The sequence below is a fragment of the Chitinophaga sp. genome, assembly GCF_035564935.1.
Taxonomy (GTDB): Bacteria; Bacteroidota; Bacteroidia; order Chitinophagales; family Chitinophagaceae; genus Chitinophaga.
The window spans coordinates 1-26,349 of the sequence record NZ_DATMTE010000968.1 but is presented as its reverse complement, the minus strand read 5'-3'; the positions used below and the strand labels follow the sequence as shown (position 1 = coordinate 26,349).

General features: G+C 49.5%; 16 protein-coding genes. 7 read left to right on the top strand and 9 right to left on the bottom strand.

The genetic code is table 11. From position 1 onward, the window contains the following. Window positions 1-133 precede the first annotated feature (133 nt). The 9 genes from VN105_RS25125 to VN105_RS25085 form a co-directional block, all read right to left on the bottom strand. The gene (locus VN105_RS25125; protein ID WP_325645422.1) at window positions 134-1,093 is read right to left on the bottom strand and encodes an FAD:protein FMN transferase; all 960 of its coding nucleotides are present in this window, start codon (window positions 1,091-1,093) and stop codon (window positions 134-136) included. A gap of 2 nt (window positions 1,094-1,095) precedes the next feature. Then, window positions 1,096-2,904, bottom strand: coding sequence for an FAD-dependent oxidoreductase (locus VN105_RS25120; protein WP_325645420.1), 1,809 nt, complete (start codon window positions 2,902-2,904; stop codon window positions 1,096-1,098). Continuing rightward, a complete protein-coding gene (locus VN105_RS25115) occupies window positions 2,867-4,024 on the bottom strand; it encodes a hypothetical protein (protein ID WP_325645418.1) in 1,158 nt (385 codons plus the stop codon). Before VN105_RS25115 ends, VN105_RS25120 begins: the two co-directional genes overlap by 38 nt. A 9-nt stretch (window positions 4,025-4,033) precedes the next feature. Continuing rightward, on the bottom strand, window positions 4,034-6,508 hold the full coding sequence (locus tag VN105_RS25110; RefSeq protein ID WP_325645416.1) for a hypothetical protein: 2,475 nt from the start codon (window positions 6,506-6,508) through the stop codon (window positions 4,034-4,036). Between the two features lie 8 nt (window positions 6,509-6,516). Further along, window positions 6,517-8,205, bottom strand: coding sequence for a RagB/SusD family nutrient uptake outer membrane protein (locus VN105_RS25105; RefSeq protein ID WP_325645414.1), 1,689 nt, complete (start codon window positions 8,203-8,205; stop codon window positions 6,517-6,519). A gap of 12 nt (window positions 8,206-8,217) precedes the next feature. Next, on the bottom strand, window positions 8,218-11,544 hold the full coding sequence (locus tag VN105_RS25100; protein ID WP_325645412.1) for a TonB-dependent receptor: 3,327 nt from the start codon (window positions 11,542-11,544) through the stop codon (window positions 8,218-8,220). A 315-nt stretch (window positions 11,545-11,859) separates the two neighbouring features. Next, entirely contained in the window at window positions 11,860-13,053 is a 1,194-nt protein-coding gene (locus VN105_RS25095) for a FecR family protein (protein WP_325645410.1), read from the bottom strand. A gap of 82 nt (window positions 13,054-13,135) precedes the next feature. Next, entirely contained in the window at window positions 13,136-13,735 is a 600-nt protein-coding gene (locus VN105_RS25090; protein ID WP_325645408.1) for an RNA polymerase sigma-70 factor, read from the bottom strand. 131 nt (window positions 13,736-13,866) lie between these two features. Beyond that, window positions 13,867-14,640, bottom strand: coding sequence for a DUF1080 domain-containing protein (locus tag VN105_RS25085; RefSeq protein WP_325645406.1), 774 nt, complete (start codon window positions 14,638-14,640; stop codon window positions 13,867-13,869). Window positions 14,641-14,826: 186 nt separating this feature from the next. Here VN105_RS25085 and VN105_RS25080 point away from each other — a divergent pair, with 186 nt between their 5' ends. From VN105_RS25080 to VN105_RS25050, 7 genes are all read left to right on the top strand, one after another. After that, the gene (locus tag VN105_RS25080; protein WP_325645424.1) at window positions 14,827-16,404 is read left to right on the top strand and encodes a tetratricopeptide repeat protein; all 1,578 of its coding nucleotides are present in this window, start codon (window positions 14,827-14,829) and stop codon (window positions 16,402-16,404) included. A 237-nt stretch (window positions 16,405-16,641) separates the two neighbouring features. Then, window positions 16,642-19,404 (top strand): TonB-dependent receptor, encoded by a 2,763-nt coding sequence (locus VN105_RS25075; RefSeq protein ID WP_325645405.1) that lies wholly within the window; start codon window positions 16,642-16,644, stop codon window positions 19,402-19,404. 24 nt (window positions 19,405-19,428) lie between these two features. Further along, window positions 19,429-20,694: a hypothetical protein gene (locus VN105_RS25070; RefSeq protein WP_325645404.1), complete on the top strand. Its 1,266-nt coding sequence runs from the start codon at window positions 19,429-19,431 to the stop codon at window positions 20,692-20,694. Window positions 20,695-20,711: 17 nt separating this feature from the next. After that, window positions 20,712-21,797, top strand: a complete 1,086-nt coding sequence (locus tag VN105_RS25065; protein ID WP_325645403.1) for a phytase — start codon at window positions 20,712-20,714, stop codon at window positions 21,795-21,797. 10 nt (window positions 21,798-21,807) lie between these two features. Beyond that, window positions 21,808-23,376, top strand: a complete 1,569-nt coding sequence (locus VN105_RS25060) for a metallophosphoesterase family protein (protein ID WP_325645401.1) — start codon at window positions 21,808-21,810, stop codon at window positions 23,374-23,376. Continuing rightward, complete coding sequence (locus tag VN105_RS25055; protein WP_325645399.1) at window positions 23,363-25,189, top strand: cytochrome-c peroxidase; 1,827 nt, start codon at window positions 23,363-23,365, stop codon at window positions 25,187-25,189. Before VN105_RS25060 ends, VN105_RS25055 begins: the two co-directional genes overlap by 14 nt. Window positions 25,190-25,378: 189 nt before the next feature. Further along, complete coding sequence (locus VN105_RS25050) at window positions 25,379-26,230, top strand: aldo/keto reductase (RefSeq protein WP_325645397.1); 852 nt, start codon at window positions 25,379-25,381, stop codon at window positions 26,228-26,230. Window positions 26,231-26,349 lie beyond the last annotated feature (119 nt).

Here is a 26,349-nt window from a genome sequence, read left to right as displayed (position 1 = left end):
GATTGCCCAAATCAAAACATCCGGCAAAGCGATGCTTTCTAAAATACACCGCTACCGCAAATTCAGTACTATACAATTAAAAAGAAAAGAGCCGCCGTTACCGGCAGCTCTTCATAAAAGTCAGGTACTATCGCTATTTAATAAGCTTTCTCACCCGCTCCGTCATCCACACTTTCACGTCCCCGTTTGCACCTGCATACACCAGGTATACATCCAGGTCATTCCGTTTTTCCAGGAACCGTTTTGTTCCGGCTACGCCCATCACCATAAAAGCGGTATCATAGCCATCCGCGGTGACGGCGTCTGCTGCAAACACAGTAACGCTCAGTAGTGAATCCGGCCTGGAATACCCCGTTTTGGGATGAATGATATGCCCCGACACAGCGCCGTTCAATTCATAATGATCACGGTAATTACCGGCGGTGGTAGCGGCCATATCATGGAGTTGCACCGTGGCCAGTTTAACCGACGGATGCACGGGGTCATCGATGCCGATGGACCACGGCACACCGTTTTTAAGCCCTTTGCAGCGCACTTCTCCTCCCACTTCTGCCATGTAGTTGCGGATACCGTTGCTATCCAGCAATGCGGCCAAAACATCTACAGTATAGCCCTGGGCAATACCATCAAAATCAAGGCTCACGCCTTCCTTTAATTTGTGTACACCGGTTTCATCAAAGCGTATGCGGGAAAAACCTACGTACTGTAACAGGGAATCGGCCTTTTCCCACCAGGGAGTATGCGTTCGCTTTCCCTGCCGGTATGCGGCGGTGAGCGGCATCACTGTGGGGTCAAAAGCACCGCCGGTAGCGGCGTATATCTCGGCCGATTTTTTCAGCACCGGGTAAAAGTAAGGCAGCTGAAATTCGATGGAAAGGGAGTTGTTGAATAAAGAGATCTCTGAATCCTTCCGGTAAACGGATAAACATTGGTCGATATCCTGCAGTATGCGATTGATCTGCGGCGTAAAGTCCCGCTGCTGTGCATCCTCGTATTGGATATGCCAGGTAGTGCCCTGCGCGCTGCCTTCCAGGTGTATCATGGAAGGCGCTATGGCAGTGCGCAACAGCAGCAGGAAATAAACGGCGTACATGTTTAATTTTTAAGCAGATCCATTAATTCATTCAGGTGATCGGCATATACACTCCTGGGAGTGCCATGATATTTATTAGCTACATAAGCGGCAAAGCCTACCACTTCTCCCATCATACCGCAGGTACGCATTACACGGGTACTGCCAAAGGCTACGTGCGTAGTACTGATATTCCTTCCTGCCATGAACAGGTTGCTGATATTTTTGGAATAAAGGCAGCGGTAAGGGATAGTATACGGCGCTACCCTGATATGTTTGGTGCCGGCAAAAAACTCCTGGCCTTCAAAATATTTTTTGTTGGCAGGGTCCGGGAAATGCAGATCGATGGTCCAGGTAGCGGTAACCGCGCCATCAGGATACATTTTGCCTTCCTGTATATCCATTTGTGTTAGGATATGATCCCCGATGATCCGCCGGGATTCGCGCTTGCCACCGATATAAGCGACCCATGCCAGTTGTTGCTTTCCGTACTTTTCCGGCTTGTTGTTTTTCAGATACGACCAGTTACCATAAATGGCACGCAGGTTATGATCGCGGATCTGCTCCGCCTCTGTAATGGTGTTGAAGTTCCCAAACCCCGTTTCCCATTCCCAGTCTGCTTTAGACGCATCAATATGGTACTCGTCTGAAAACTGCAGCGCCCATGGCGTAGGGGGAAAGGTGGTAATGCTGTCTGTTGGCAGCGATGCCCAAAGGTTAGAAGTGCCCAGCGTAAAACTGTCAGGTTTCTCTGCGGCCAGCGACTCGCCCGTTTCTTCCCTGCTTTCCCTGCCCATCCTGAAAGCTGCGCCGGCCAGGTAACCTAAGGTACCGTCGCCGGTGCAATCGGAGAAATAAGTGCCTGTAAAACGCGTTTCCTGGTTGGTGGCAATATCCCGGCCGGTAACTGCAATAATATGATCTTTATCTTTTTCTGCTTTGAATACATAGGTATTTAGAAACAGGGTGAGATTTTTTTCTGCTTTAACGATCTCTATTTTCCGGGCATCGCCATATTCTTTCGCATCGGGATTACCATTACCGGGATCGCCGTTATCCATTTCCCTTACAATGCGGCCCAGCTTGGGATAATAATTTTTGTCGATATCTCCCTTCAGGTGCACACGTATTTCAGAACTGTTGTTACCACCCAGCACCGGTCTGTCCTGGATCAGCGCTACTTTCAGACCCATGCGGGAAGCGGAGATAGCGGCGCAGGTGCCTGCAATGCCGCCGCCTACTACTACCAGGTCAAAATGCCCGGCTTCTTTAGGCGCAGCTGTTAAATGCAGCAGTTCACGGCGCAATGCGCCTAACGTTGCCACATCATCCGGCGGTGTAAATTTACCGGTGGTAAACATCAGCGCATCGCAACGGCCGTTAAAACCGGTAAGATCGTGTAACGCTATTTTTGCAGCGCCGGCGGGAAGCGTGATCTCCCCTCCGTCGTACCATTTCCATTTATCGTTGCCGCTTTCACCAAACACGGTTTTTACCGGTGTATCATTTACCAGCAGGCGGAACTTTCCCGGTCCCTTCGGAAAGGGCGCCCAATCTTTGGTACGTACCCATACGTGATAGGTACCTTTCTCCGGGAAATTAACGGTGGTAACGGCATCTTTCACCGGCCGGCCCATACCGTGCGCCATCAGGTAGGAAGAACCGATTACGGGAAACGACTGCTGGTCAATCACCCAGCCGCCTTTTTCCTTAAAGGATTCTGTTTCCACAAATATCCGCTGTTGCGCCTGCAGCCATTGTGTGCATACACACAACAGCAACAAGGGCAGCCAGCTATTTTTCAGCAGAAGGAAGCGTTTGTTCATATTCATAGATCATTGTTTTTATAGTTTGATTTGCCGGTGGATGCTGTAACAGCAAAGTGTGGATGGCAGCCGCTTTACCGGCTTCGGCACTTTTTAGCTGCCCCGCCAGTTGCTCCAACGCCGCTCCCGGCAGCCGGGGCGTTGCCTGCAATGCAGTCATAATTAACCGGAACTGTTCTTCATTGGCGGTAGAAGCGGCTGTTGCAAGATGCTTTGCCATTGCATCGCTCAATGGCGCCGCGGTTAACTTACGCAGCACCGTTAACTGCAATGGGTAACTGCTACGGCTGTACGTATCCCACAACCAATGCTGCGCTTTAGCGCCGGTAATAAAATCGGGATGCACCTGTTGCAAAGTATACCGTGCAATAAAAATATTCTTACCATTAATCAGTGCGCGGATATCGTCTTCAAACCCCGGCGTTATCTTCCCGTTCTTATCCATCACCCTTTCCAGGGCCTTGTACTGGTAAGCATAATTCCCGGAACTTAAAAACCGGTGCAGCAATGCAGGGTTGATATACGTATCTGTGATACGCAGCATTTCATCTGTTACCGGTCCGTGTGCCATATGCCATAGGGTATAACAGGTATACACCGCGCCGGAGATCACTTCATTCTTAATGGTTTTCAGGGTAGCGCCGGTATGGGCATCCACTGAATCAGCAAGATTTTCCGTTCCGGGTACAATGAGATCGGTGATGGCCAGATCTGCCAGCAGGGAGTTGGGCTTCGATAATATCTCCTGCAGTTTTTCATAATCTTCCTGCTTGAATTGCTTATGATCCAGCTTGGTCAGCACTTCCTTTGCAGGCAGATCATAGCGGATATAATTGCCGAGCAGATCCCAGTAAAGATTGATGTATACCGGTTTACATTCTCCCGTATAACAAACCGGTGTAAAAATATGACGGTAGTAATACAGCGGCCTGTTATCCTGATCCAGCGCCAGCTGCAGCTCGTAAGCCGCCGTATCGCTCACGTGATAGGTTTTATGCGCAGCCGCCACCGGCAATAATGCGCGGTTAGCCAGCACGTCTTTCACGAGGCCGGTATCGGTAACCGGGGCCATCCCCCTGGTTACCTGGCAACACCACATCAGTAAACAAGCCACTGCGTATTTCATGTTCGCCGTTTATTTATAGTCCAGCCATGCGGTGGCACGGCAGTTTTTATTGGCGGTGAAGCGGATCCAGCGCGATTCAAAGCCATCGGGGAACTGCCACTTAAAGGTTTCACCCGGGGCTACCGTTACGGTTTTATAGTTCATCCATACGCCGGTACCTACCGGGTCGATGTCAATGGTAAACTCAACCGGTGTGCCCGCATCATGTGATAACTGCAACTGCCGCTGTGAATAGAAACCGGTGAGGTAAGCATCTGAAGGCTTGCCTGCTTCCACCTGTGTATCTTTCCACGGACCGCCATGCCCTGTGGGCCTGCCCAGCTGCCACAGGTCGTCAATAGCGCCGGCCCATACCATGGCTTTTTTATCTTCTGATACAATGATATGTGCGCCTGCTTTTGTTTCCGGTGCAATACCTGTCATCACCAGCATACCACGGTACGCAGCATAATCGTTGATCCGGAAAGGATGCGACGCCACCGGTCTTATTTTCGCATACCCGTCGGCATTCTCTGCAGGCAATTCATAAAAAGTGCCCATGCAGTTAAACAGGTCTCTTTCGGTAGATACCTCGCGGCAAATGCGTAAAGCGGCTTTGCCGGTAAGCCCTGCAAAGGCATCGTCGCCCAGCGGCAGCCGCCACCTGCGTCCTTTGTCGTCCACTATCAGTACGCTGCCGGCCTCAATGGTCACTGCCTGCTGCGGGATGGCAAATTTCTGCCGGATAAAGTCTGCTGTTTTCGGATCATCTTTTTTCACGAGGTGCATATCGCCATCCAGTTCGTAATAACCTTCCACAGTAGCGTCGCCGTTTTTATAGGATTGTGCCAGGATGCCAAGTGCGCGGCGATCGTTGCCCAGGCCATATAGTAAGCCGCCGTTGGAAATGGCGTCCGTTACTTTACTCAGTCCCCCGAAAATAGCGGCAGGTGTGGTTTTGCGGGTATCGTTGGCGGCATAAAAGAAATGCGCCGTAGCCACTACCGGTTGTGCAGCCGTGATGCGGATCCATTCTCCGGGCATATTTTCCGGGAAAACAATGTCGCCGGTTTTACCGGGCAACACCGTTACCTTTTGTGCCACACTCCAGTTGCCGTCGCCTTTATCTGTTTCAAAAGTGAATACTACGGGTTGTTTACCGTTATGTGTGATCCTTGCGCTGCGGCGTGGCCAGCCGGCAAAGAGAAAGGGTTCTGAAGGTTGCGATGCTGCCACTTTTTCCTCCAGCCATACGGCGCCTTCGGCGGTGTTGGGCCCCAATGCATCCGGTTGCTGCAGGGAGGTGAACCAGAGGTTGGAGTTGGATTGCCCGGGGCCTTCAATACTTCCTTTAGCGGTGCGCTTGTTGAGAAATTCTTTTTGTGCGGCGTCGTCACAGCCAAACACCAGCTGATCCTGCCAGCGGGTAAAGTCGCCGATCACTTTCAGGTAAGCGCTACGCGGACGGATACCCGCAGTATGCCCGGTGGAGAAAGTGCCCGGGAAATGCCAGAACATGCCGTGCATGGTCATGAGGTAATCCGGGTTGCTGTCAGTACCTACATCGCGGATCCGCGGCCATTCTGTATTCCAGCCATGCGCGCCGTCGTAGCTGTGACTGGCCTTTGGCAACCGGAAAAAGCTCCATTTCCCCTGGTCGCGCAGGCCGAGTAAAACGGATTTATGATCCCAGCCGGTAGCCCATATGGGATCTGTAGCCGGGTTTTTATTTCCGGAGATGCCCCCCGGGCCGGTGATTTCCGTAAATTGATTCCGGCGCACTACTTTCCAGTCTTTTCCATTCCACTCTGATAACGACCCGGCTTCAATATCAAACTGGGTGAGCGCTTTGGGTCCGGGTTCCCCGTTGTTGGAATAGATCAGTACGCCCTGACCCGAGTATAAGCCTTTACCATGCGCTCCCGGCAATAAGGCGGAAGGTGTGTTGGCGGTAGTATCTGCGCCTTTTTTGTTCTTTACATTTCCATCTTCATATAATAAAGTTGGCTGAAGGGTTTTTACATCCACTTCATAAAAACCTTCTTCCATGGTGCCGTAATAAATTTTACCGGCAGGATCGGTAAGATGACGTGCATTACCGGTATGACGGCCGGGCATGGCAGTGTAAGGGATTACACGTACCTGCCCGTTTTCACTGATCGCATACGGCCCTATGAACAACTGCCTGCTTTCCGGGTGAATCATGCGGTTGGCTGGTGTGCCGCCTATACTTTCTTCCCGTACTATTTGTTTCAGGTCCGGTGTAATTTCATACAGTTTGTCGGACGACCCGAAAGGCAGGTGGGGACCATACGTAATCACCCACAATTTTCCCGCCCAGGGTACTACTGCGCCGGTGCCGCATTCCCCCTCTTTGTTATACATGGCCAGCTGCGGGTAAATACCGCTGAATGATCGTGGTGCGGTTGCTTTCTCACTTTTGCACGCAGCGCCCAGCATACCGATGGTAACCAGTGCTGCTGCCAGATAATTGCTTTGTTTCATGCTATCTCCTAATAATTTGGATTCTGGGTTAAGTGACTGGTAAGTACTTCTGTTGACGGAATAGGCCACAGGTACTGGCGTGTAGCATCGAACTTGCGCACAGTGATCTGTTTTACCAGGCCGGCATTATACATCGCCGTAAAATCAGCAACGCCATCTTCATCAATGGCAGGTGTTTGCGGGAAGAACCACAGCCCCGGCTGCACTATTTTTGTACGAAGATCCGCTGGTTCCAGTAAACCATAGTTGGCCTTGTTCAGCACTTTCTCTGCCAGCTTCCAGCGGATGATATCCATATAGCGGATGCCTTCCAGGGCAAATTCCATTCTTCTTTCGATACGGATAATTTTGCGCAGCGCCGCCTGATCTGTGGCGGTTACTGCAGGATATGCAGTAGTATTCGTATATACGGTACCGTATGCACGCGATCTTACCTGGTTAATAGCATCGCGTACTGTTTGATCGGTTTCTCCCAGCTCTGTTTTTGCTTCTGCATAAATAAGCAGTACATCTGCAAAACGGATGATGATATTATCCTGTTCTATTTTCCAGGAGTTCAGGAGCCAGTCGCCATCTACTCCTTTCTTCCATAACAGCCCGTTGAAAGATGCATATTGCGCAATGGAACGGGTATCTTTATTCTCTACATATTTATTCTCTGATACAGACAACACCTTTACGGAATCGGGGTGCGGCTGGAAAATATATCCCAGGTGCGGCGTCCCGAATTGCACAATGGTAGCGGCACAGCGGGGATCCCTGTTATCGAACGGACGGCGGGGATTGAAGGATGGTGATTCATCTACCGGTAATCCATCTTTACATAAAAAGCTACAGAACAGGTCCCATGACGGATCTTTTGCAGCCCAGCCACCGGCGTTACGCGACACAAAATTCTGGCAGTCGTCGAAAGTAACTTTTAATGTAACTGATCTTGGCAAACCAAAAACAGTTTCCACTGAGTTCTTTGTTTTCGGCAGGAACAGGTTACCAAAATTATCGTGCAGTTTATACACATCCAGGTCCATACATGCTTTGGCGGCATCGCGTGCAATGGCCCAGTCGCCCATATACAACGCAATACGCGCTTTCATGGCCAGTGCAGCGCCTTTGGTGGCACGCTTCAGTTCTGATGTGCTATAGGCAGGTTTCAGGATATCAGCGGCAAAGTCAAAATCTTCATAGATCTTTTTGAGTACGGTGGCTTTATCTGTTTGTTTCAGCTGCAATGCTTCGTCAATGTCGAGCATAGTTTCCGTATAAATAATATTACCGTAATGCGATAACAAACGGGAATACATACACGCTCTTACAAACCTGGCTTCACCGGTGTACCTGGCAATCTGGTCGGCCGATAATACTTTATCCGCTCTTGAAATACTTTGCAGGATATTATTGGTACGTGCTATAGCTTTATACGTGTCCTTCCACCAGTTCTTTACAAAATCTGTTTCACCATTGATGGTGGCGCCGGTAACGGGAGTGGTAACGTCGCGGTATATAAAGTCGTCCGTCCATTCATCGTTGTCCTTCATCCAGAAATTACTTTTGTACAATCCGTTGAGCGACATTTCTATTTCTTCTGCATTGGAGTTCCAGGTTTCACTGGAGCCGTCGGACAACGGGTTTAAATCCAGGCTGCCGCAGGCGCTGAAGATCATACACGTGATGCCGGCTATGAGAATAAGTTGCTTCATGTTCGTGGAATTTTAGAATTTAACAGATGCGCCAATAACATAACTGGTGGTGATAGGATAGCCTAACCCAGGCTGTTCCGGGTCCCATCCTTTAGGGAAATTATGCACCGACAACAGGTCGCTAACGCTGCCGTATATACGAACTCCCTGTATATGGATGCGCTTCACCCAGTCGTTAGGCATGGAATAACCCACACTTATATTCTTCAGCCTGAAATAGGCGCCGTTGATCAGCCAGAAGTCGGACATAGCGTAGTTGTTACCTGCAGAAGTATTGGTGTAACGGGGGAACCTGGCGGCTTTGTTCTGTTCCGGCGTATTGTATTTGCTCCAGGAGTTGCCATCCAGTATAGCCGGGAAGTTCCCATAGTTTTCACGGAGCGGCCGCACCATATCCTCGGTGAGGCGGGAGTTTTGTTTGCCTACGCCCTGGAATACAATGCCAAAGTCCCAGTTGCGGAATCCGCCGTTCAGGTTGATACCGTACTGGTAGCGGGGCAATGAACCTCCCAGCAGTACACGGTCGTATTCAGGTGATATTTTACCATCGGGTACGCCATCGGGGCCGCTGATATCACGGTAACGGATATCGCCGGGCTTTACGTTGGCATTGAGCTTTGCCGATTTATCCACCTCTTCCTGGGTTTGATAAATGCCATCGGACACGTATCCATACCATTCATTAAATTCGCTGCCTTGTCTTTTAATGGAATCGCCAATAAACTGCGTACCTCCGAGGTCGCCCATTTTTGACACGAAGTCGGAAACGTTCACGGATACACTATAATGAAAATCGCCGATACGGTCGTTCCATCCAACCTGTGCTTCCCAGCCGGTGGTATACATTTTACCGGTATTCTGGTAGGGGTTGTCGAACCCGATATAATCGGGGATTTCCAGTTCCAGCAGGATATCATTGGTGGTTTTCTTAAAATAATCGCCGGTAAAACGCAGCCTGTTATCCAGGAAGTTCAGGTCTGCACCGAGATCCCAGGAATGCGTGGTTTCCCAGGAAATATCGCGGATGGCATATTGCCACTGTGCAGCAGATTGTGCGGATACTGCGGTATTGCCTTTATAGAACAGGGAATTATTTTCAAACCGCAGCAATGCCTGGTAAGGGTAGTTACCGATACGTTCATTGCCCAGTGAACCCCAGGAAGCACGCAGCTTTGCGAAGGATAGCCAGGGGGCGGTTGACTTCATAAATTTTTCTTCTGATATCACCCAGCCGGCAGAGAAAGAGGGGAATGAGCCCCAGCGGTAACCTGCTGCGAAACGGGAAGAAGCATCGTAGCGGATATTACCCTGGAACAGGTACCTGTCTTTATAGCTGTAAGTAACCCTTCCAAACCAGGAGCGGTAGGCATTCTCATAGGCGCTGCCGCTGTTATCACGAAACTCCAGCGGGCCCAGGTTCAGGTAGGGATAATTGCTGAGGGCGTACTGACCGCGGGAAGCGCCCAGGTCTTCATTGAATGCTTTAAAGTACTCGTAGCCGCCCATGAGGCTAAAGCTGTGGTCTTTGATCTGCTTATTGTAATTGGCAATGAACTGGGTAGTGTACCGGTAGCTGTCGTTGCGCACTTCTTCCAGTTTGGTTTCCGTTAAGCCTTCGATATAGCCGGAAATGGCATTGGGATTATTGAACGAAGTATATGGTACTTTGCGTACGAAGCGTTTGCCTTTATCAAAGTTAAGGAAGGGCGCTACCACGCCGGAGATCTTCAATCCTTCAATGGGGGTGAAGTCAAGTCCTACTTTTCCGCCCAGCTGGTTAAACCAATCGTTGTCGAACCCGCCATATTTGGTTTGCACATAAATATTGGCGCCGTCTTTTCCTGCGCCAATGCGTCCATCGGACCACATGGCCGCATAAATGGGCGCCGCGATACCCATTTTATACATCGGGTCAATGGTAGGCTGTTTAACCATGGTGCGCTTATAGTTCACATCCACACTGGCGGTGAGGTATTTATTGATGGTGATATCGTTGTTGATACGGGTGGTAATACGGTCGTAAGATCGGTCGTCGTACAGTGCGCCTACTTTGTCGTACACCAGCGATACCCTGGAACGCAGGGCTTTGCCGGCGCCGGAAATACTGAGTGCGTGGCTTTCGCGCGGAGCGCTGTTATTGAGGATCAGGCTTCTCCAGTCGGTGTCGGGGTATTGATCAGGATTCTCTGCATGCAGTGATGCGTAGTTATCCACAATATCTTTAGTATAGGTAGGATATTCGTTAGCGTTATTGCCGTTGTCATTCCACCGCAGTTCATTGGTGAGTTGCATATAGCGGACAGCATTGGCATAATCAGGGAGTTTGGTAGGTTTTTCCACGCCGTATTCGTAGCTGTAGTTAAGATCCAGCTGCCCGTTCTTCGCGCGCTTGGTGGTTACCAGGATCACGCCGGCAGCGGCGCGGGAGCCATAAATCGACGCGGAGGCTGCGTCTTTCAGTACCGAAATATTATCGATATCATTGGGGTTGATGGAGTTGATGTCATCAACCGGTACGCCGTCGAGGATGATGAGTGGTGTGGCGCCTGCGTCGGAAATAGTAGTGATGCCTCTCACGCGGATCTGCGCAGTAGCGCCGGGTGCGTTGTTGGTACGGGTTACCATTACACCCGGCACGGAACCCTGCAATGCCTGCGATACCTGGGTAGTTTTACGGGCGGCAATGGCATCCCCTTTTACGGTAGATACGGCGCCCGTGAGGTCACTTTTTTTCATGGTGCCGTAACCCACTACCACCAGTTCATCCAGCGCGGTGTTGGCGGCTTTGGTGAGGCGTATGTTCAGATTATACTGGCGGTTCACCGTTACTTCTTCCTTATTAAACCCGATATAGGAAAAAACGACCACGGCGCCATCGTTTACATTGGCGAGGCGGAACTCTCCGGCTTCGTTGGTAACGGTAGCGTTATTGGTGCCTTTCTGTAATACGGTAACACCGGGCAACGGCGTATTGGATTCGTCGGTAACGCGTCCGGTGATGGTCAACCGTGAAAATAGCAACTTCATGATGGGAGACAGTTCCAGTTCCGTCAGCTTCCTTACTGAAATGGTTTTATCCAGGATGGTAAAAGTCATTCCCTGGTCTTTCAGGGCGGCATTCAGCAGGGTGTACAGCGGCGCATCCTCCATAGAAAGCGTTACCGGCCTGCTGTTTTTCAGCAGTTGGTTGTCATAAAACACCACGTATCCTGTTTGCTTTTTAATAGCCGCAAACACGGATTTCAGTGGCACTGATTTACCGGAGAAACTAACTGTTTGTGAAAGGCTGGTGGCGCTTACGTTCAGCAGTAACAAGGTGAACAGAATCGTTAACTTCATAGCTAACAGCATTTTGGTTGAGCATAGCGTGCGATGCCGGGAAGTGTTGCTGCCGGCCGGGGAAATTGTTCTCCGGGTAAAGGCAACAGTTGTCCGGCTGCAAAGAGCGATACAATTAATTTGCATACATTTGCATTGTTTGGTTGAATGAATAAGGAGTCTTCGCCGATTTTTTGTTTATGTTATCCAAACGCCGCCGGAGATGTTATCAGCGTTTCCGGCTTTATTTTGCATAACAAGTTAGTACCCATAAACTACAGGAGCTTATGTAGTGGAATTTGTGTTCTTTTTTAGCAATAAATCAGTAACGTGGTTTTATTTTAAAACAATAATATTTTTTCCTTCTATCTTAAATTTCACCCCGTTCTCTTCCAGTATTCCCAGCACTTTGGTTAAAGGCAAAGAACGTTGCATACCGCCGCCAAAGCTCTTTTCAGGAATGGCTCCTTCATAGGAAACGTTCACGTCGTACCACTTTTCTATTTGCCGCATCACGGTAGGCATATCTGCATCGGTAAACTGGAAGAAACCGTTTTTCCAGGCGATGGTTTCATCGGTATCTATATTTTCAGCAACGTTTAATATATTATCTTTTCCCACCTTCGCCTGCATGCCCGGGTGGAGCAATGCACTGGCTTTCCCGGCGGCTACGCTCACAGCGCCATCCACCAGGGTAGTACGTATGGTTGGTTCCTCCGTATAGGCATTTACGTTAAAACGTGTGCCCAGCACCGTTATTTCGGCGTTCCCTGCACCTACGCGGAAAGGCATATTGGCGTTGGCGGTTACCTCGAAATAGGCTTCTCCTTTTACGGTTACTTTTCTTTCTTTACCGGTAAATGCAGCCGGGTATGTGATGGAAGATGCGGCATTGAGCCATACCTGTGTACCATCCGGCAGGGTGAGGTGGTATTGCCCGCCGCGCGGGGTGCTCATGGTATTGAACATCACTTCGCCGCTGCTGTTGCCTACATAGGCCAGTTCACCGTTCGACTGCTTGATGATCTTTACAGCGCCCTGCCGGCCCAGTACACCGTTGCCGGCGCTGTCCAGCGCAATCATGCTGCCATCGGCCAGGGTGAGCATAGCGCGGTTAGTGCCCGGCATCACTTCATTCCTGTATCGCTGTTGCCTGCTTTCCGCTACTGGCGCCGGCGCTGGCTGATGATGCCAGCTCCACAGGCCGGCGCCCCCAAGTAAAAGTATGCCCGCAGCCGCCCACCATACTTTGCGGTAGCTGCGCAGGGGAACCACCTTTGTTCCGGGTAGCTCCGGCATTGCAACCGTTCCCATTGAGCGGCCAAACATGGCGGCCACAATACGGTCCGATATTTCATCCGGCATCAGTATCAGCGGTACATGCGATTCCCATGCGTCGCCCAACACCTGCTGCAGCACGGTATCATCCGTTTGCCGGCCAATCCATTCTGCCAGTTCCAGCTTTTCCGCCGGTGTACAGGTATTATCGAAATAGCGCGTTGCCAGGTAGTTGATCCTTGCTGAAATCATGCGGTTTTTACTTTATACAGGAAGCTGTACTATTATAGACACACGGGCGAAAAGATATAACTAGTGGGAAGAAAAATATTTTTTACAGGAAGCTATCCACGATCAGCAGCAGGCAGGAAGCGCCTGTAATGGACTGCAGATGCGGTCCCAGCTGCTGACGAATGCTGCGCAAAGCGGCAATCATATGATTATTGACGGTAGACGGGGATATGTTGAGCTGCCGGGCAATTTCTTCGTGTTTCAGCCCCTGTTCCCGGCTCATGGTGTACACCAGTTTTTGTTTTGGGGGAAGATGATCGAGCGCGTATTGTAACTTTTCCCTTACCTCGCGGATGCGCAACCGTTCACCTGCATCTGCCGATGCAGCTTCCGTGACCCTGGTAAGCTCTGCCATGATCAGGGTTTCCTTTGCCATCCGCCGGAATGCATTTAACACATGATGTTGTGCCATCCGGTAAATATAACCGCCAAACTGTTCAATGTTCACTAAATGCTCACGGTCTTTCCACAATTTCAGGAATACATCCTGTATCACATCTTCCGTCATTTCCGGGGATTCCGTCAACCGCAAAAGAAAGCTGTACAACTTATGCCTGTATAGGAAAAACAACTGCGTAAATGATTCCTCATGGCCTGCCGCAGCCCTTAGCAACAATTTCTTTTCAATGTGTACCTGCTCCATGAAACCGCGTAAAGTGGGATTGTTTTACATAACGTCGTTATTAAAAGTAAAGAAAATGATGGAACAGCGGGAAAAATAAATAAAAAGAGCCGCCGTTGCCGGCAGCTCTTCCTGCAAATTGGTTATTGCTGTTATAATTCTCTTACCCAGATATTACGGAAGCTCAGTGGCTCGCTCTTATCGCCATGAGCCTGGAGCTTAATAGGGCTCGCACCGTGCGCCTGGCGGTAAGCTGCCTGGCCAATGTACTGGGTGGGGCCTTTCAGCTCATAGCCGTTCTGTACTACTACGCCATTAAAGGTAACGGTTACTTTTGCGGGAGATACCAATGCACCGTCTGCACCAAATACAGGCGCTGTCCAGATCACATCATAAGTATTCCATTCGCCTGGTTTCAGGGTTGGATTTGCCAATGGTACCGATTGCTTGTAGATGCTACCGGCCTGACCATTGGTATATGTTTTATTATTATAGGAGTCCAGCACCTGTAATTCGTAGCCGGCATCGCCTTTACCGATAGAGGCCAGGAACACGCCGCTGTTACCCCTGCCCTGACCGGTACCGGTGATATTGGCAGGAACGCGCCATTCAATGTGCAACTGGTAATTCTTAAAAGTTTTCTTTGTTTCAATATTCCCCGACTTTTTATTTACGGTGAGGATCCCTTTGCTTACCAGCCATTCCGCTGGTTTTTCCCGGTCGTCGGTCATTACCCACTGATCCAGGTTGCTGCCGTCGAACAGCACAATAGCATCCGAAGGAGCGTCTCCACATTTCTTTCCGGGCTTTACTTCAGGCGGCACCGGGGTATACACTTCTGTATCTTCGGGCTTTGCTTTTTCCTGGGCGTTGGCGGCGCAAAATCCGCCCGCCAGCAGCATGGTAACTAAAAATCTCTTTTTCATAATCAATATTTAACAGGAACTAATTTATGGGTCAAAAATGTAACCGGCGACACAATAATATATAAAATAGTATCGGTATGCAAGCATTTTTATACCGGCGGCAGGCAACCTGGTAACATACAGTTAACACAAAAAAACATTCTTTGCGGATTGATTATGTTTAATTAATACGTGCTGTCATTGAAAATGAAACTTTTTCTTCCCTTTCTCGTGCTATACTTAACCGGTTTCCAGGTAATGACCGCGGCGGCGCAGGATTCCCTGGAAATGCAGCTGGCCTCAGCGGGGAAGCTTAGCCGGGAGTCGCCGGATGCCGCCTTCCTCGCCCTCCGCAAAATGCACGATACCGCCATTGCCAACAAAGATGAAGCTACTGCCGGTAAATGTCTCCGCCAGATGGGCCGGATCTGTTTCACCCTGGGCCACTACGCCAAATCGCTGGAATACTACCAGCAAGCAGCCATCCTGTTCACCGGTACCGGCCATAAAGCAGCAGAAGCCGCCATACACAATGATATGGGACAGCTGTATTACCGCAATATCAATAAGCCCGGCGCTAAAATACAGTACGATAAAGCCCTGGCGCTTTACAGGCAGGTAAACGATCCGGTTGGTATAGCCGCCACTTACGGCAACATTGGCCACTACTACGAAAAGCAACAACAATACGACAGCGCCCGTTACTTCCAGCTGCTGGCACTCACACAATACGAAGGTGCACGCGACACACTCGGCATAGCCGGCATTTACGAAAACCTCGGCACCATTTACGAAGACCTTGCAAAATATGATACTGCCCTCTCCTGCTTCCGCACCGCCCTCCGCTTCTATGAAGTGCGCCACGAACGGATAGCCGCCATCGAAGTACTTAATAATATAGGAGATGTGCTCCGTAAAACCGGCGATATCAAAAACAGCATGCCCTATTCAAGGGAAGCACTGGCCATTGCACAACAAACCAATAATAAATACCAGGAAGCCGCTGCCTGTAAAGACATTGCCAAAGCTTTCAATCTCCAGGGCCGGAACGACAGCGCCTATTATTATATGGAGTACAGCCGCAAATGCCTGCTCGATATTTATTCCGCCCAAAACAACCAGCAGATGAATTTCCTGCAGATCCTGTACGACACCAATAAAAAGAATGACGAGATCCTCCAGCTGGAAAACAGCCATAAAATAAACCGTATCATTTATACCGCAGTGGTGATTGTAGTGGTGTTACTCGTTATCCTCTGCCTGCTCACCATTTCCCGGCAAAAGCTGAAGATCAGCCAGGCGCAAACCGTATCAGAACGGAATGCAGAAATAAACCGTGTACAGAAAGTCCAGCTGGAACTGAAAAGTAAGCAACTGGCTACCCACACACTGGACGTGATCCAGCGGAACCAGTTCCTCGACGAACTGCGTAACACCCTCTCCGAAATGGTGCAGGAAGATAAACGGGACCAGAAAAAACAACTGCAGCAACTTGTATTGAAAATAAACCAGAACGTGAACCATGAAAAACAATGGAAGGAATTTACCGGCATCTTCGAACAGGTACACCAGGTGTTCTTCGATAAACTCAATGCATTGTACAGCGATCTTACCAACAACGATATCAAACTACTGGCACTCCATAAAATGAATATGGACTCAAAAGATATGGCCACTATTCTTGGTATTTCACCGGATAGTTTACGTGTGGCAAGATACCGTTTACGGAAGAAGTTAAACATTCCGGAAGGCGATACGCTCAACACTTTTGTGCAAAGCCTGTAATGCATAACGTTCCGGTAATATTGCCGTAACATAATGGTAATGGCGTTTTTTGTTACAATCAATTAATTAATTGCCAATCACTTACATCCTGTTTGTATACGCTGATCACGCTTTGTTTACGGCCTTGTTAACGCTGTTTACGTTTTGCTTACGCTGCTTTTTTGCATTTTTTTTTGCAGCAGCACACATTTGCGATGCAGTTCGGCACAAAGCCAAACAGTATCAAATTCACCAAAAATGAAGACACTTTTAACAACGCTTTTATGTTTGCTGCTCGGCGCCACATTTGCCAGCGCCGGCGGTCTGAAAGGGCATGTGTATGACCAGAAAACGGGCGAACCACTGGTAGGCGTCACCGTTGTAATGGATCAAACCAAACTGGTAGCCCTTACCGGCCTTGACGGCTCCTTCGAATTTAAAAAGATCTCCGCAGGAAAATTTACCCTGCACATTTCCCATCTTACCTACAAAACATTAACAAAAGAAGTTACCGTACAGGAAAGTGATAATCCCGCACTCAACATCTACCTCAGTGAACGCAGCAGCAAAAATCTGGGTGAAGTAGTGATTGCCGGCGGCTCCAAGGCCTCCTCCGAAAATACCGCCCGCAAACTGGAACAGAAGTCCGTGCAGGTAATGAACGTAGTTTCCGGCCAGGCCATAGAAGTATCGCCGGACCTCACCGTAGCCAACGTGATCCAGCGTGTTTCCGGCATTTCCATTGAACGCAGCAGTAACGGCGACGGGCAATACGCCATTCTCCGCGGTATGGATAAAAGATATAACTACACCCTCATCAACGGGGTGAAGATCCCCAGCCCGGATAACAAATTCCGTTACGTACCGCTCGACATCTTCCCATCCGAACTGCTGGACCGCCTCGAAGTGTACAAATCCTTAACACCAAACATGGAAGGCGATGCCGTAGGCGGCGTAGTGAATATGGTGATGAAAGATGCACCAGGCAGATTTTCTCTCAATGCCAATGTAGCTACCGGTTACAGCCAAATGGTATTGGACAAGGGCTTTACTTCTTTTGACGCAGGTAATATCCGGTCCAAATCACCCTATGAAGCCAACGGCAAAAGCTACAATGCTACCCCGGCAGATTTCGCTACCGGTACACTGAATTATAAAAACAAGAACTTTGCTCCCAACCTGGTAGCAGGTTTGTCTATAGGCCAGCGCTTCCTGCATAATAAACTGGGCGTGATCCTGGCAGGCAGCTTCCAGAATAACTATCGCGGTACTACCAGCACTTTCTATAAGCACGGTATGGACACACTCCACTACGCGGTGCTTACCAGCATGCAAAACAGGCAATACAGCGAACAACAGCAGCGCAGCGGCTTTCACGGGAAAATTGACTACGTATTCAATGAAAACAATAAGCTGTCGCTCTACAATGCCTATATGAACCTGCAAAGCTACCAGACACGTGAAGGCATCGTCACCAACTTATCAGACGGTGTATTTGATCCGGCAGCGGGCAACGCACAGCTCACCTATGAAAACCGCTCCAGGAAAACCACGCAACAGATCTATAATTCCACCTTACATGGCGACCACCATATCGTTCCGGGTAAATTAAAGTTGCAATGGTCTGCCGTATTCTCTTCTGCTAAAAATGAAGTACCGGATAATACCAGTATCTCTTTAAACGGGATACGCAATAATTTCCAGGAAACGCGCACTACAATTGAAAGAAACAGTACCACCCGCCGTTGGGAACGTAATACAGATGATGACATTGCAGGCTATATAGACCTTACCTATACAGCCCGGATTGCGGGGAGAAAAATAGATTTCTCCGCCGGAGGGTTGTACCGCGACAAACAACGCAGCAGTTTCTTTAACAACTATACCTTTGATCCGGTTAATGCCGGGGCGTTATACGGCAAGGATTTTACCAGCTATACCAACATTGTATGGGAAATCCAGAATCCGGGCGGCGCAGTGGGGAACCCGCTTACCTACGATGCCTCTGAAAAAACCAGTGCAGGATACGGCATGTTTAAATTCAAAGTATCCGGCCTGGAAGTAACCGGCGGTGTACGTGTAGAACACACCAACCAGGGCTATCACATGCTTTTCCCGCAGGGAGAAACACGCCCCACCGGCAGCCAGGTATATACTGATGTATTACCCAGCCTGAACCTGAAGTATGAATTAACCGAACATCAGAATTTACGGGGCTCTTATTTCCGTTCGCTGAACCGCCCCGGTTTCTTTGAAATTGTTCCTTCCAAAATTGTGATGGAAGATTACCAGGAACGCGGTAACCCGGACCTGAAACGTGCCATCGCGGATAACTTCGACCTGCGTTACGAACTGTTTCCAAATCACTCCGACCAGTTACTGTTTGGCATATTCTATAAAAGAATACAGGATCCGATCGAAAATACCATCCGCGCCGATACTACCCGCGGGCAAGACCAATACTATTCTGCCGGTAACTTTGGTACCGCGCATAATTACGGCCTCGAAATAGATTATATCAAATTTTTCAGCAAAATAGGCTTCAAAGCCAACTATACCTATACGCATTCGTCTATCACTACTTCGAAGAGTTTGAAGATCAGGGACGATAAGGGAGACATCAGAACTATTGCGGTGGATCAAACCCGGCCGCTGTATGGACAATCAGCGCATATCGGGAACCTCTCCATCCTGTACAAGGACATGCAAAACGGATGGGATGCGCAGCTGGCTGGCGCTTACACTGGTCCGCGCATCGTCACCGTTGCCCAGTTTGCCGACAACGATCTTTGGCAGAAGGGATTTATCCAGATGGATATCTCTGTAGAAAAAAGATTTAAAAACAACTTCAGCATCTTCGCCAAAGCAGGGAACCTGCTGAACACGCCTGCTGAAATATTTATCAAAGGCACCAACCCTCAAAACAACGATATACCGGGCCAGGGCAAAGCCAATGAAACACTGATCAGGAAAGAATATTACAAACAAACCTACCTGCTTGGCGTTCGTTACAAATTATAAACTCATTCCAAAATATTCATCCTCATGAAATATAAAAATATTCTCCTTTACGCAGTACTGATCCTGGCTGTCGTTAATGGTTGTAAAAAAGCAAACAGCGACGTGGATCTCAGCGAAAGTATTATCGGTTCCGGTGATGTACATGGCGAAGTTTGGGGCATCTGGCCTAAAGGCAGTGTGCAGCGCGTTTCCGGCGACATCATTATTCCTGAAGGCAAAACACTGGTGATTGAAGAAGGCGTGCTGGTGATCATGGATACCCTTGTAAAACCGGAAGTGATTGTAAAAGGCAACCTGTATGCTATGGGAACACCTGAACAACCGGTGCGGTTTACCATTGAAGAAAACCTCCGTACGGAAAGCCGCAAATTCGGTAAACAATGGGGCGGTATCCTCGCGGCGCCCTCCTGCCCCGAGTTGCTGCTGGACAATACTATCCTGGAATACGGCGGCGCTGTTACCACTGAATCCTCCTCTTCTGTAAAAATGGGACTGTATAAAGCAGTGAGCGGAGAAGCTGTGCCTGCCCTATGGTACAGCAATGTAAACGGTAAGCTGGTGGTGAACAATTCCATTGTCAGGTATTTTAATGAAGACTGTACCTATATTGAAGGCGGTAAGATCATCTTCTCCAATAATAAATTTTATACTACCGGTATCACCGGCGGAGAAGGCATCAATATCAAATCCGGCTGTATAGCAGACGTGAGTTACAATCTCTTTTACTCTACCAATACCAACGCCCTCAAATTATCCAACTCCGGTGAGCGCAGCCCGCAGGCGCATGTGATTGCCTATAACAATACCATGCTTAACACCGGCTGGAGAAGACCTACCGTAAAGGGCGGTTCTGTATGGCTGGAAGCTACCGTATTTGCAGAGCTGCACAACAACCTGTTTGCCAACGCACGTTTTGGTATCAAGAGAGATACCAAGAAAACAGAAGATGCCCGTTCCGTTATAAGCAACAACCTTTACTATGGCTTTGACCAGGTAACGGTAGACCAGTTCCAGCCTGCAAAGGATATTGTGAGCGGAACCCATAATGTGATTGGTACCAAAGCAGGTGAGAATGATCCGAAATTCGCAAATTATCCTTTGAATACACCTATGGATAATCCTGATTTCAACAGCAGCTGGGATTTCCGTTTACAGGCCGGTTCACCTGCGCTGGGCGCCGGTACCACCGCTTTTACACGTAACTTCCCGAACGGGCTGGAGCTGAATGGTATTAATTATGCTTCTCCCGCTCCGTCTTCTTTCATCGGTGCTTTTGGCGCTAAAAACTAAACAGCGATCTCACAGTAATGACTACACGTAATATATTATTCTCCACAGCAGTTCTGTCCGGGCTGCTGTGTTTTACCGCCTGCGCACAGCCATCTGTGCCTGCTAACGGGAAGGCATATACGGATACTGTAACCGTGAGGCCCGTGGTGATCACCGACCATGTAAAGTTTGATTCCGATGATCCGGCCATATGGGTGAACCCGCAGGACCCTGCTCAAAGTCTTGTAATAGGCACCGATAAATCTGCCGAAGGGGCCCTGTATGTGTTTGACCTGCAAGGGAAAATTAAACAGGTAGTGCCTAACCTGCAACGCCCGAATAATGTGGACATCGCCTACGGCTTGCTCCTCAACGGAAAACGTACAGACTATGCCGTTACTACCGAACGTATCACGCATAAGCTCCGTTTCTTTTCCCTCCCGGATATGCAACCCATCGACGATGGCGGTATCCCTGTATTTGAAGGCGAAACCGGTACACAGTTCCGCGACCTTATGGGCGTGGCAGTGTACACCAGCAAAAACGGGGAACAATATGTGATAGCAGGCCGTAAAACCGGTCCGCAGGATGGTACTTACTTATGGCAATACCGCCTGTCCGACAACGGTACGGGAAAAATAAAAGCTACCCTGGTACGCAAGTTTGGCCGCTATAGCGGTAAAAAGGAAATTGAATCCATTGCCGTTGATAATGAAGCCGGCTATATCTACTACTCTGATGAGCAATACGGCGTAAGGCAATACTATGCCGACCCGGAAAAAGGCAACGAAGAATTATCCGTTTTCGGTACCACCGGTTTTACAGAAGATCATGAAGGCATCTCCATTTATAAAACAGCCGCCAACAAAGGTTATATCTTGGTTTCCGACCAGGGAGCCAACAAATTTCATATCTTCAGCAGGGAAGGTACGCAGCATAAACTGCTGAAAGTGGTGAAAGTAAGCGCCGGGCACAGCGACGGCTCCGACATAGTGAATGTGCCGCTGAATAATACTTTCAAACACGGATTATTTGTAGTGATGAGCGACGACCGCACCTTCCATTATTACCGTTGGGAAGATATTGCGGGAAAAGAGCTGGAATCAGCGCCAACAAAAAAATAGTATCTCATATATGAAATCTATCCTTCTCGCATCCCTGTGCCTGTTCGCCGGTTTGCACCCGGCAATGGCACAGGATGCCGCCGTTAAAAAGGCAGCCGTTGCTGCAAAGCTGATCCGTGGTCCTTACCTGCAAGCCGCCGGCACACAGCAAATGATGATCCGCTGGCGCACCGATGTTTCTGCCCGCAGCCGCGTGAAATACGGCACCTCACCGGATAAGCTGGATCAGCAGGCAGACGATGCCAGCCTGGTAACCGAGCATAAAGTATTGCTCACCCATCTCCAACCTGATACCCGCTATTATTATTCCATTGGCGGTTATAAAGATGTATTGCAGGGCAATGCCGATAACTATTTTATGACGCTGCCTGAAGCAGGCAAAACTGACCTGTACCGCATTGCAGCGCTGGGCGATTGCGGCGACGGCTCCCCTAACCAGCAACTGGTAAAGGAACAGCTGGTAAAATACATTGGCAGCAACTACCTGAACGCATGGATATTACTGGGAGATAATGCTTATCCCGACGGCACCGATGCGGAATATCAAAGCAAGTTTTTTAATGTTTATAAAGATGACCTGCTGAAGAAGTATCCACTATTCCCCGCACCCGGTAACCATGACTATCATGATACCGATATCTCAGCTGCTATGGCGCAGCAAACCCACCAAACCAACTACTACCAGAACTTTTCCATGCCATCGGAAGGGGAATCCGGTGGGGTTCCTTCTCACACGGCAGCGTTCTATTCTTATGACATAGGGAATATCCACTTCCTGTCGCTCGACAGCTACGGCAAAGAAGACAGCGCTTACCGCCTCTATGATACAACAGGGCCGCAGGTAACCTGGATAAAAAAAGACCTGGCTGCCAATAAGAATAAAGGCTGGGTTATTGCCTACTGGCATCATCCGCCCTACACCATGGGCTCCCACAACTCCGATAAAGAAGATGAGCTGGTGCATATCCGCGAAAACTTTATCCGCGTGCTGGAACGCAACGGCGTGGACCTGGTGCTGAACGGGCATAGCCACGATTACGAAAGATCCAGGATGATCAACGGCCACTATGGTCCGGCTAATAGTTTTGATCCTGCCAAACACAACGTCAGCAACTCCTCCGGACGATACGACGGCAGCAGCAATTCAGCGCCGTATCTCAAAGACAGTGCGCGTACCATTGGTACCGTATATGTAGTGAGCGGCTCCGCCGGCAAACTCGGAGGCAAACAAACCGTGTACCCGCATAATGCCATGTATTTTGCAGATGCAGATCATGGCGGCTCCAGCATCCTGGAAATACAGGACAACCGCCTCGACCTGAAATGGATCTGCGCTGATGGCACTATCCGCGACCAGTTTACCATGATGAAAAATGTAAACAGGCACACCAACATCCGTATTAAAAAAGGAGAAGCGGCCGTATTAACCGCCTCCTTTATCGGCAACTACAAATGGAACAGCAGTAAGGAAACCAGCCGGAGCATAACGGTAACGCCTGCTGCGGCTACTACAAAATATACCGTAACAGATGCATACAACAATGTAAAAGATACCTTCACCGTGCATGTATCGAAATAAGGTCATCTGGCTGTTATTCAGCCTGCTGCTGGCAGCGTATAGCTTTACGCCCTCCACCGACGACCGCGGTGTAGCCCATACCATTGCCATTTTCAGGGAAGGCGCCGCCGGATTTGCGGCCGCTTCCCTGGAACTGGAACATGCAATACAAGCCATTCAGAAAGATGATACCGCCAGCATTAACAACGCAAAAGAAGCCCTGGAAAAATGCCGGTTACAATACAAACGGATCGAGTTTTTCCTCGACTACTTTTTCTTCTCTTCGTCGATGGTGTATAACCGCCCCGCCAAAACTGAGATAGATGAACCTTACATGGAATACCAGGCGCCATCAGGGTTACAGCAGATAGCAGTGCTCCTGTTTGAGAAAGATCCTTTCTCCCGGAAAAAAGAACTGGCAACAGAAGCACTGGTGATCCGTACGGCTGCCGCCGATTTGCCTTCACTGCTCTACCAGTTTACTACCAGCGATAAAGCCATTATGGAAAGCATCCGCCTCGAACTGGTGCGCCTATATGCCGGCGGCATTACCGGTTACGACGCACCGGAACTAAAAACCGGCATCGCGGAAACGGCGCAGTCCATGCGTACCATACAGGCCGTGCTGGCGCCCTGGCTCAATACCACCTCTCCCCGCGCTGCTTCCGTGGCTCATTACCTGGATCAATGCATACAATACCTGGATACACATCCCGGGTTCGACGACTTCAACAGGTTGCAATTCCTTACCACCTGCGGCCTGCCGCTGCAGGAAAGCACAGGCGCACTTATCCGCGACCTGCAACTGGACCAGCATACCCGCAGCGCCCTGGATTATAATGCCCCTCACCTGTTCAGCAAAGATGCCATATCCCTTAAAGCATTTACTAACGGCGCCGTATATACGGATAACCAAAAATTACTGGGCAGGCAGCTGTTCTTTGAAAAAGCGCTATCCGGTAACAACACCCGCAACTGCGCTACCTGTCACCGCCCTGAATTATACTTCAGCGACGGGCTCCGTACCAGCATGGCGCTGGATAACAAAACGCCTGTAAGAAGAAATGCACCGGGCCTTACCTATACCGCTTTCCAATACGCCCAATTCTGGGACGGCAGGGCCGGTACGCTGGCCAAACAAATACTGACCGTGATCAGCAATCCACAGGAAATGGATGGTCATCATGAAGTGATCATCCAACGGTTAAGCGACAGCCCTTATTACCGTAACGCCTTTGCCACCGCCTTCCCGAACGACACCACTGCTGCCGTAACAACGCCGCACCTGGCCGCTGCTATTGCCGCTTATCTTAGCACACTGGCGCCTATGAACAGTGCTATGGACGAATATTTTGCAGGCAACAAAAATGCGATGACGCCCGCACAGATCCGGGGCTTCAATTTATTTACCGGTAAAGCACAATGCGCCACCTGCCATTTCGCCCCATTGTTTAACGGGCTCACACCACCCCTGTACCAGTTCACAGAATTTGAAAATCTCGGCATTACCGCCAGCGACGACCTGCTGCATCCTACACCAGATACAGACGCCGGCAGGTATGAGTTTTTCCCCATCCCATATTACCAGCGGGCCTTTAAAACGCCTACCGTGCGCAATACCGCTATGACCGCACCTTACATGCACAATGGCGCATTCAGGGATCTTGAAAAAGTAATGGAATTTTATAACGCCGGGGGCGGCAACGGGCTTGGTATGCATGATCCTTATCAAACGCTCTCTTCCACACCGCTGAACCTGAGCAATGCGGAGATCGGGGATATTATTGCATTTATTCATGCGCTAACGGATAAGCCGGGAAAGGGGAGTTTTTGACAAAAGGACCTGATCCGGAAAGCGTGAAAGATAGACCACTTTGAAAACAAGGGCTACCAGATTCAGCTTAACTGGCAAAGAGTAAGAAATCTTACCACACCCCATTCTTTGATTTATACAACTCTTTCTGTTGTTTTCACAACTCCGGCGATCCTTCTTCCCCTACCTTTGATCATCAAATGATAAAACATGGAAACAACACAAATATCCCCTTCATCCACTTTTACTTTAGGTGGTGATATCACCATTAACCGTGTAGGTTATGGCGCCATGCAATTAACCGGCAGCGGCGTTTTCGGAGAGGCAGCCGATCGCCCCAACGCCATCAGGGTATTACAGCATGCTGTAGATGCCGGCGTAAACTTCATTGACACCGCCGCTGCATATGGCCCTGGTTTCAACGAACGCCTAATTGCCGATGCCCTGCATCCTTACAGAAAAGGCCTCATCATAGCTACCAAAGGCGGTTTCCAGCGTCCCGGCCCTAACCAGTGGGTACCTGATGGCCGCCCGGAATGGATTGCTCAGGACATTGACAACAGCCTCAAATTCCTGAAAACAGACGTGATAGACCTCTGGCAATTGCATCGCATAGATCCCAACATCCCGGTGGAAGAAACCCTGGCGCCGGTAGTAGCCGCCGTAAAAGCCGGTAAGATCAAACATGTGGGCCTGTCTGAAGTAAACATTGAGCAAATTCAGCGGGCGGAAAAAGTAGTGCCGGTTGTATCTGTACAAAACCTGTACAACCTGGGTAACCGCCAATGGGAATCCGTACTGGATTACACGGTAGAAAAAGGCATTGCGTTTATTCCGTGGTACCCGCTGGCTTCCGGGCCCCAGGCGCTGGAAGAAAAGATCAGCACGATCGCTGCGCGTCACAACGCCACCACCGCCCAGATTGCCCTGGCATGGCTGCTGAAACGTGCCGGCAACATTCTCCTGATCCCGGGTACCAAAAGCATTGCCCACCTGGAGGAAAATCTCAAAGCCGGCGCCATCATCTTGTCAGACGAGGATTTTGCGGCGCTGAGCGCGTAATGGCCGCCTTCGGCGACGCGGATTTTGTCTGACTCAGGATTAAACTGATTACGCTGATTATCCTGATTTGGTTTTGTAGTGATTTAAAAATGATTCGGGGAGATTTACGCGAAAGTATC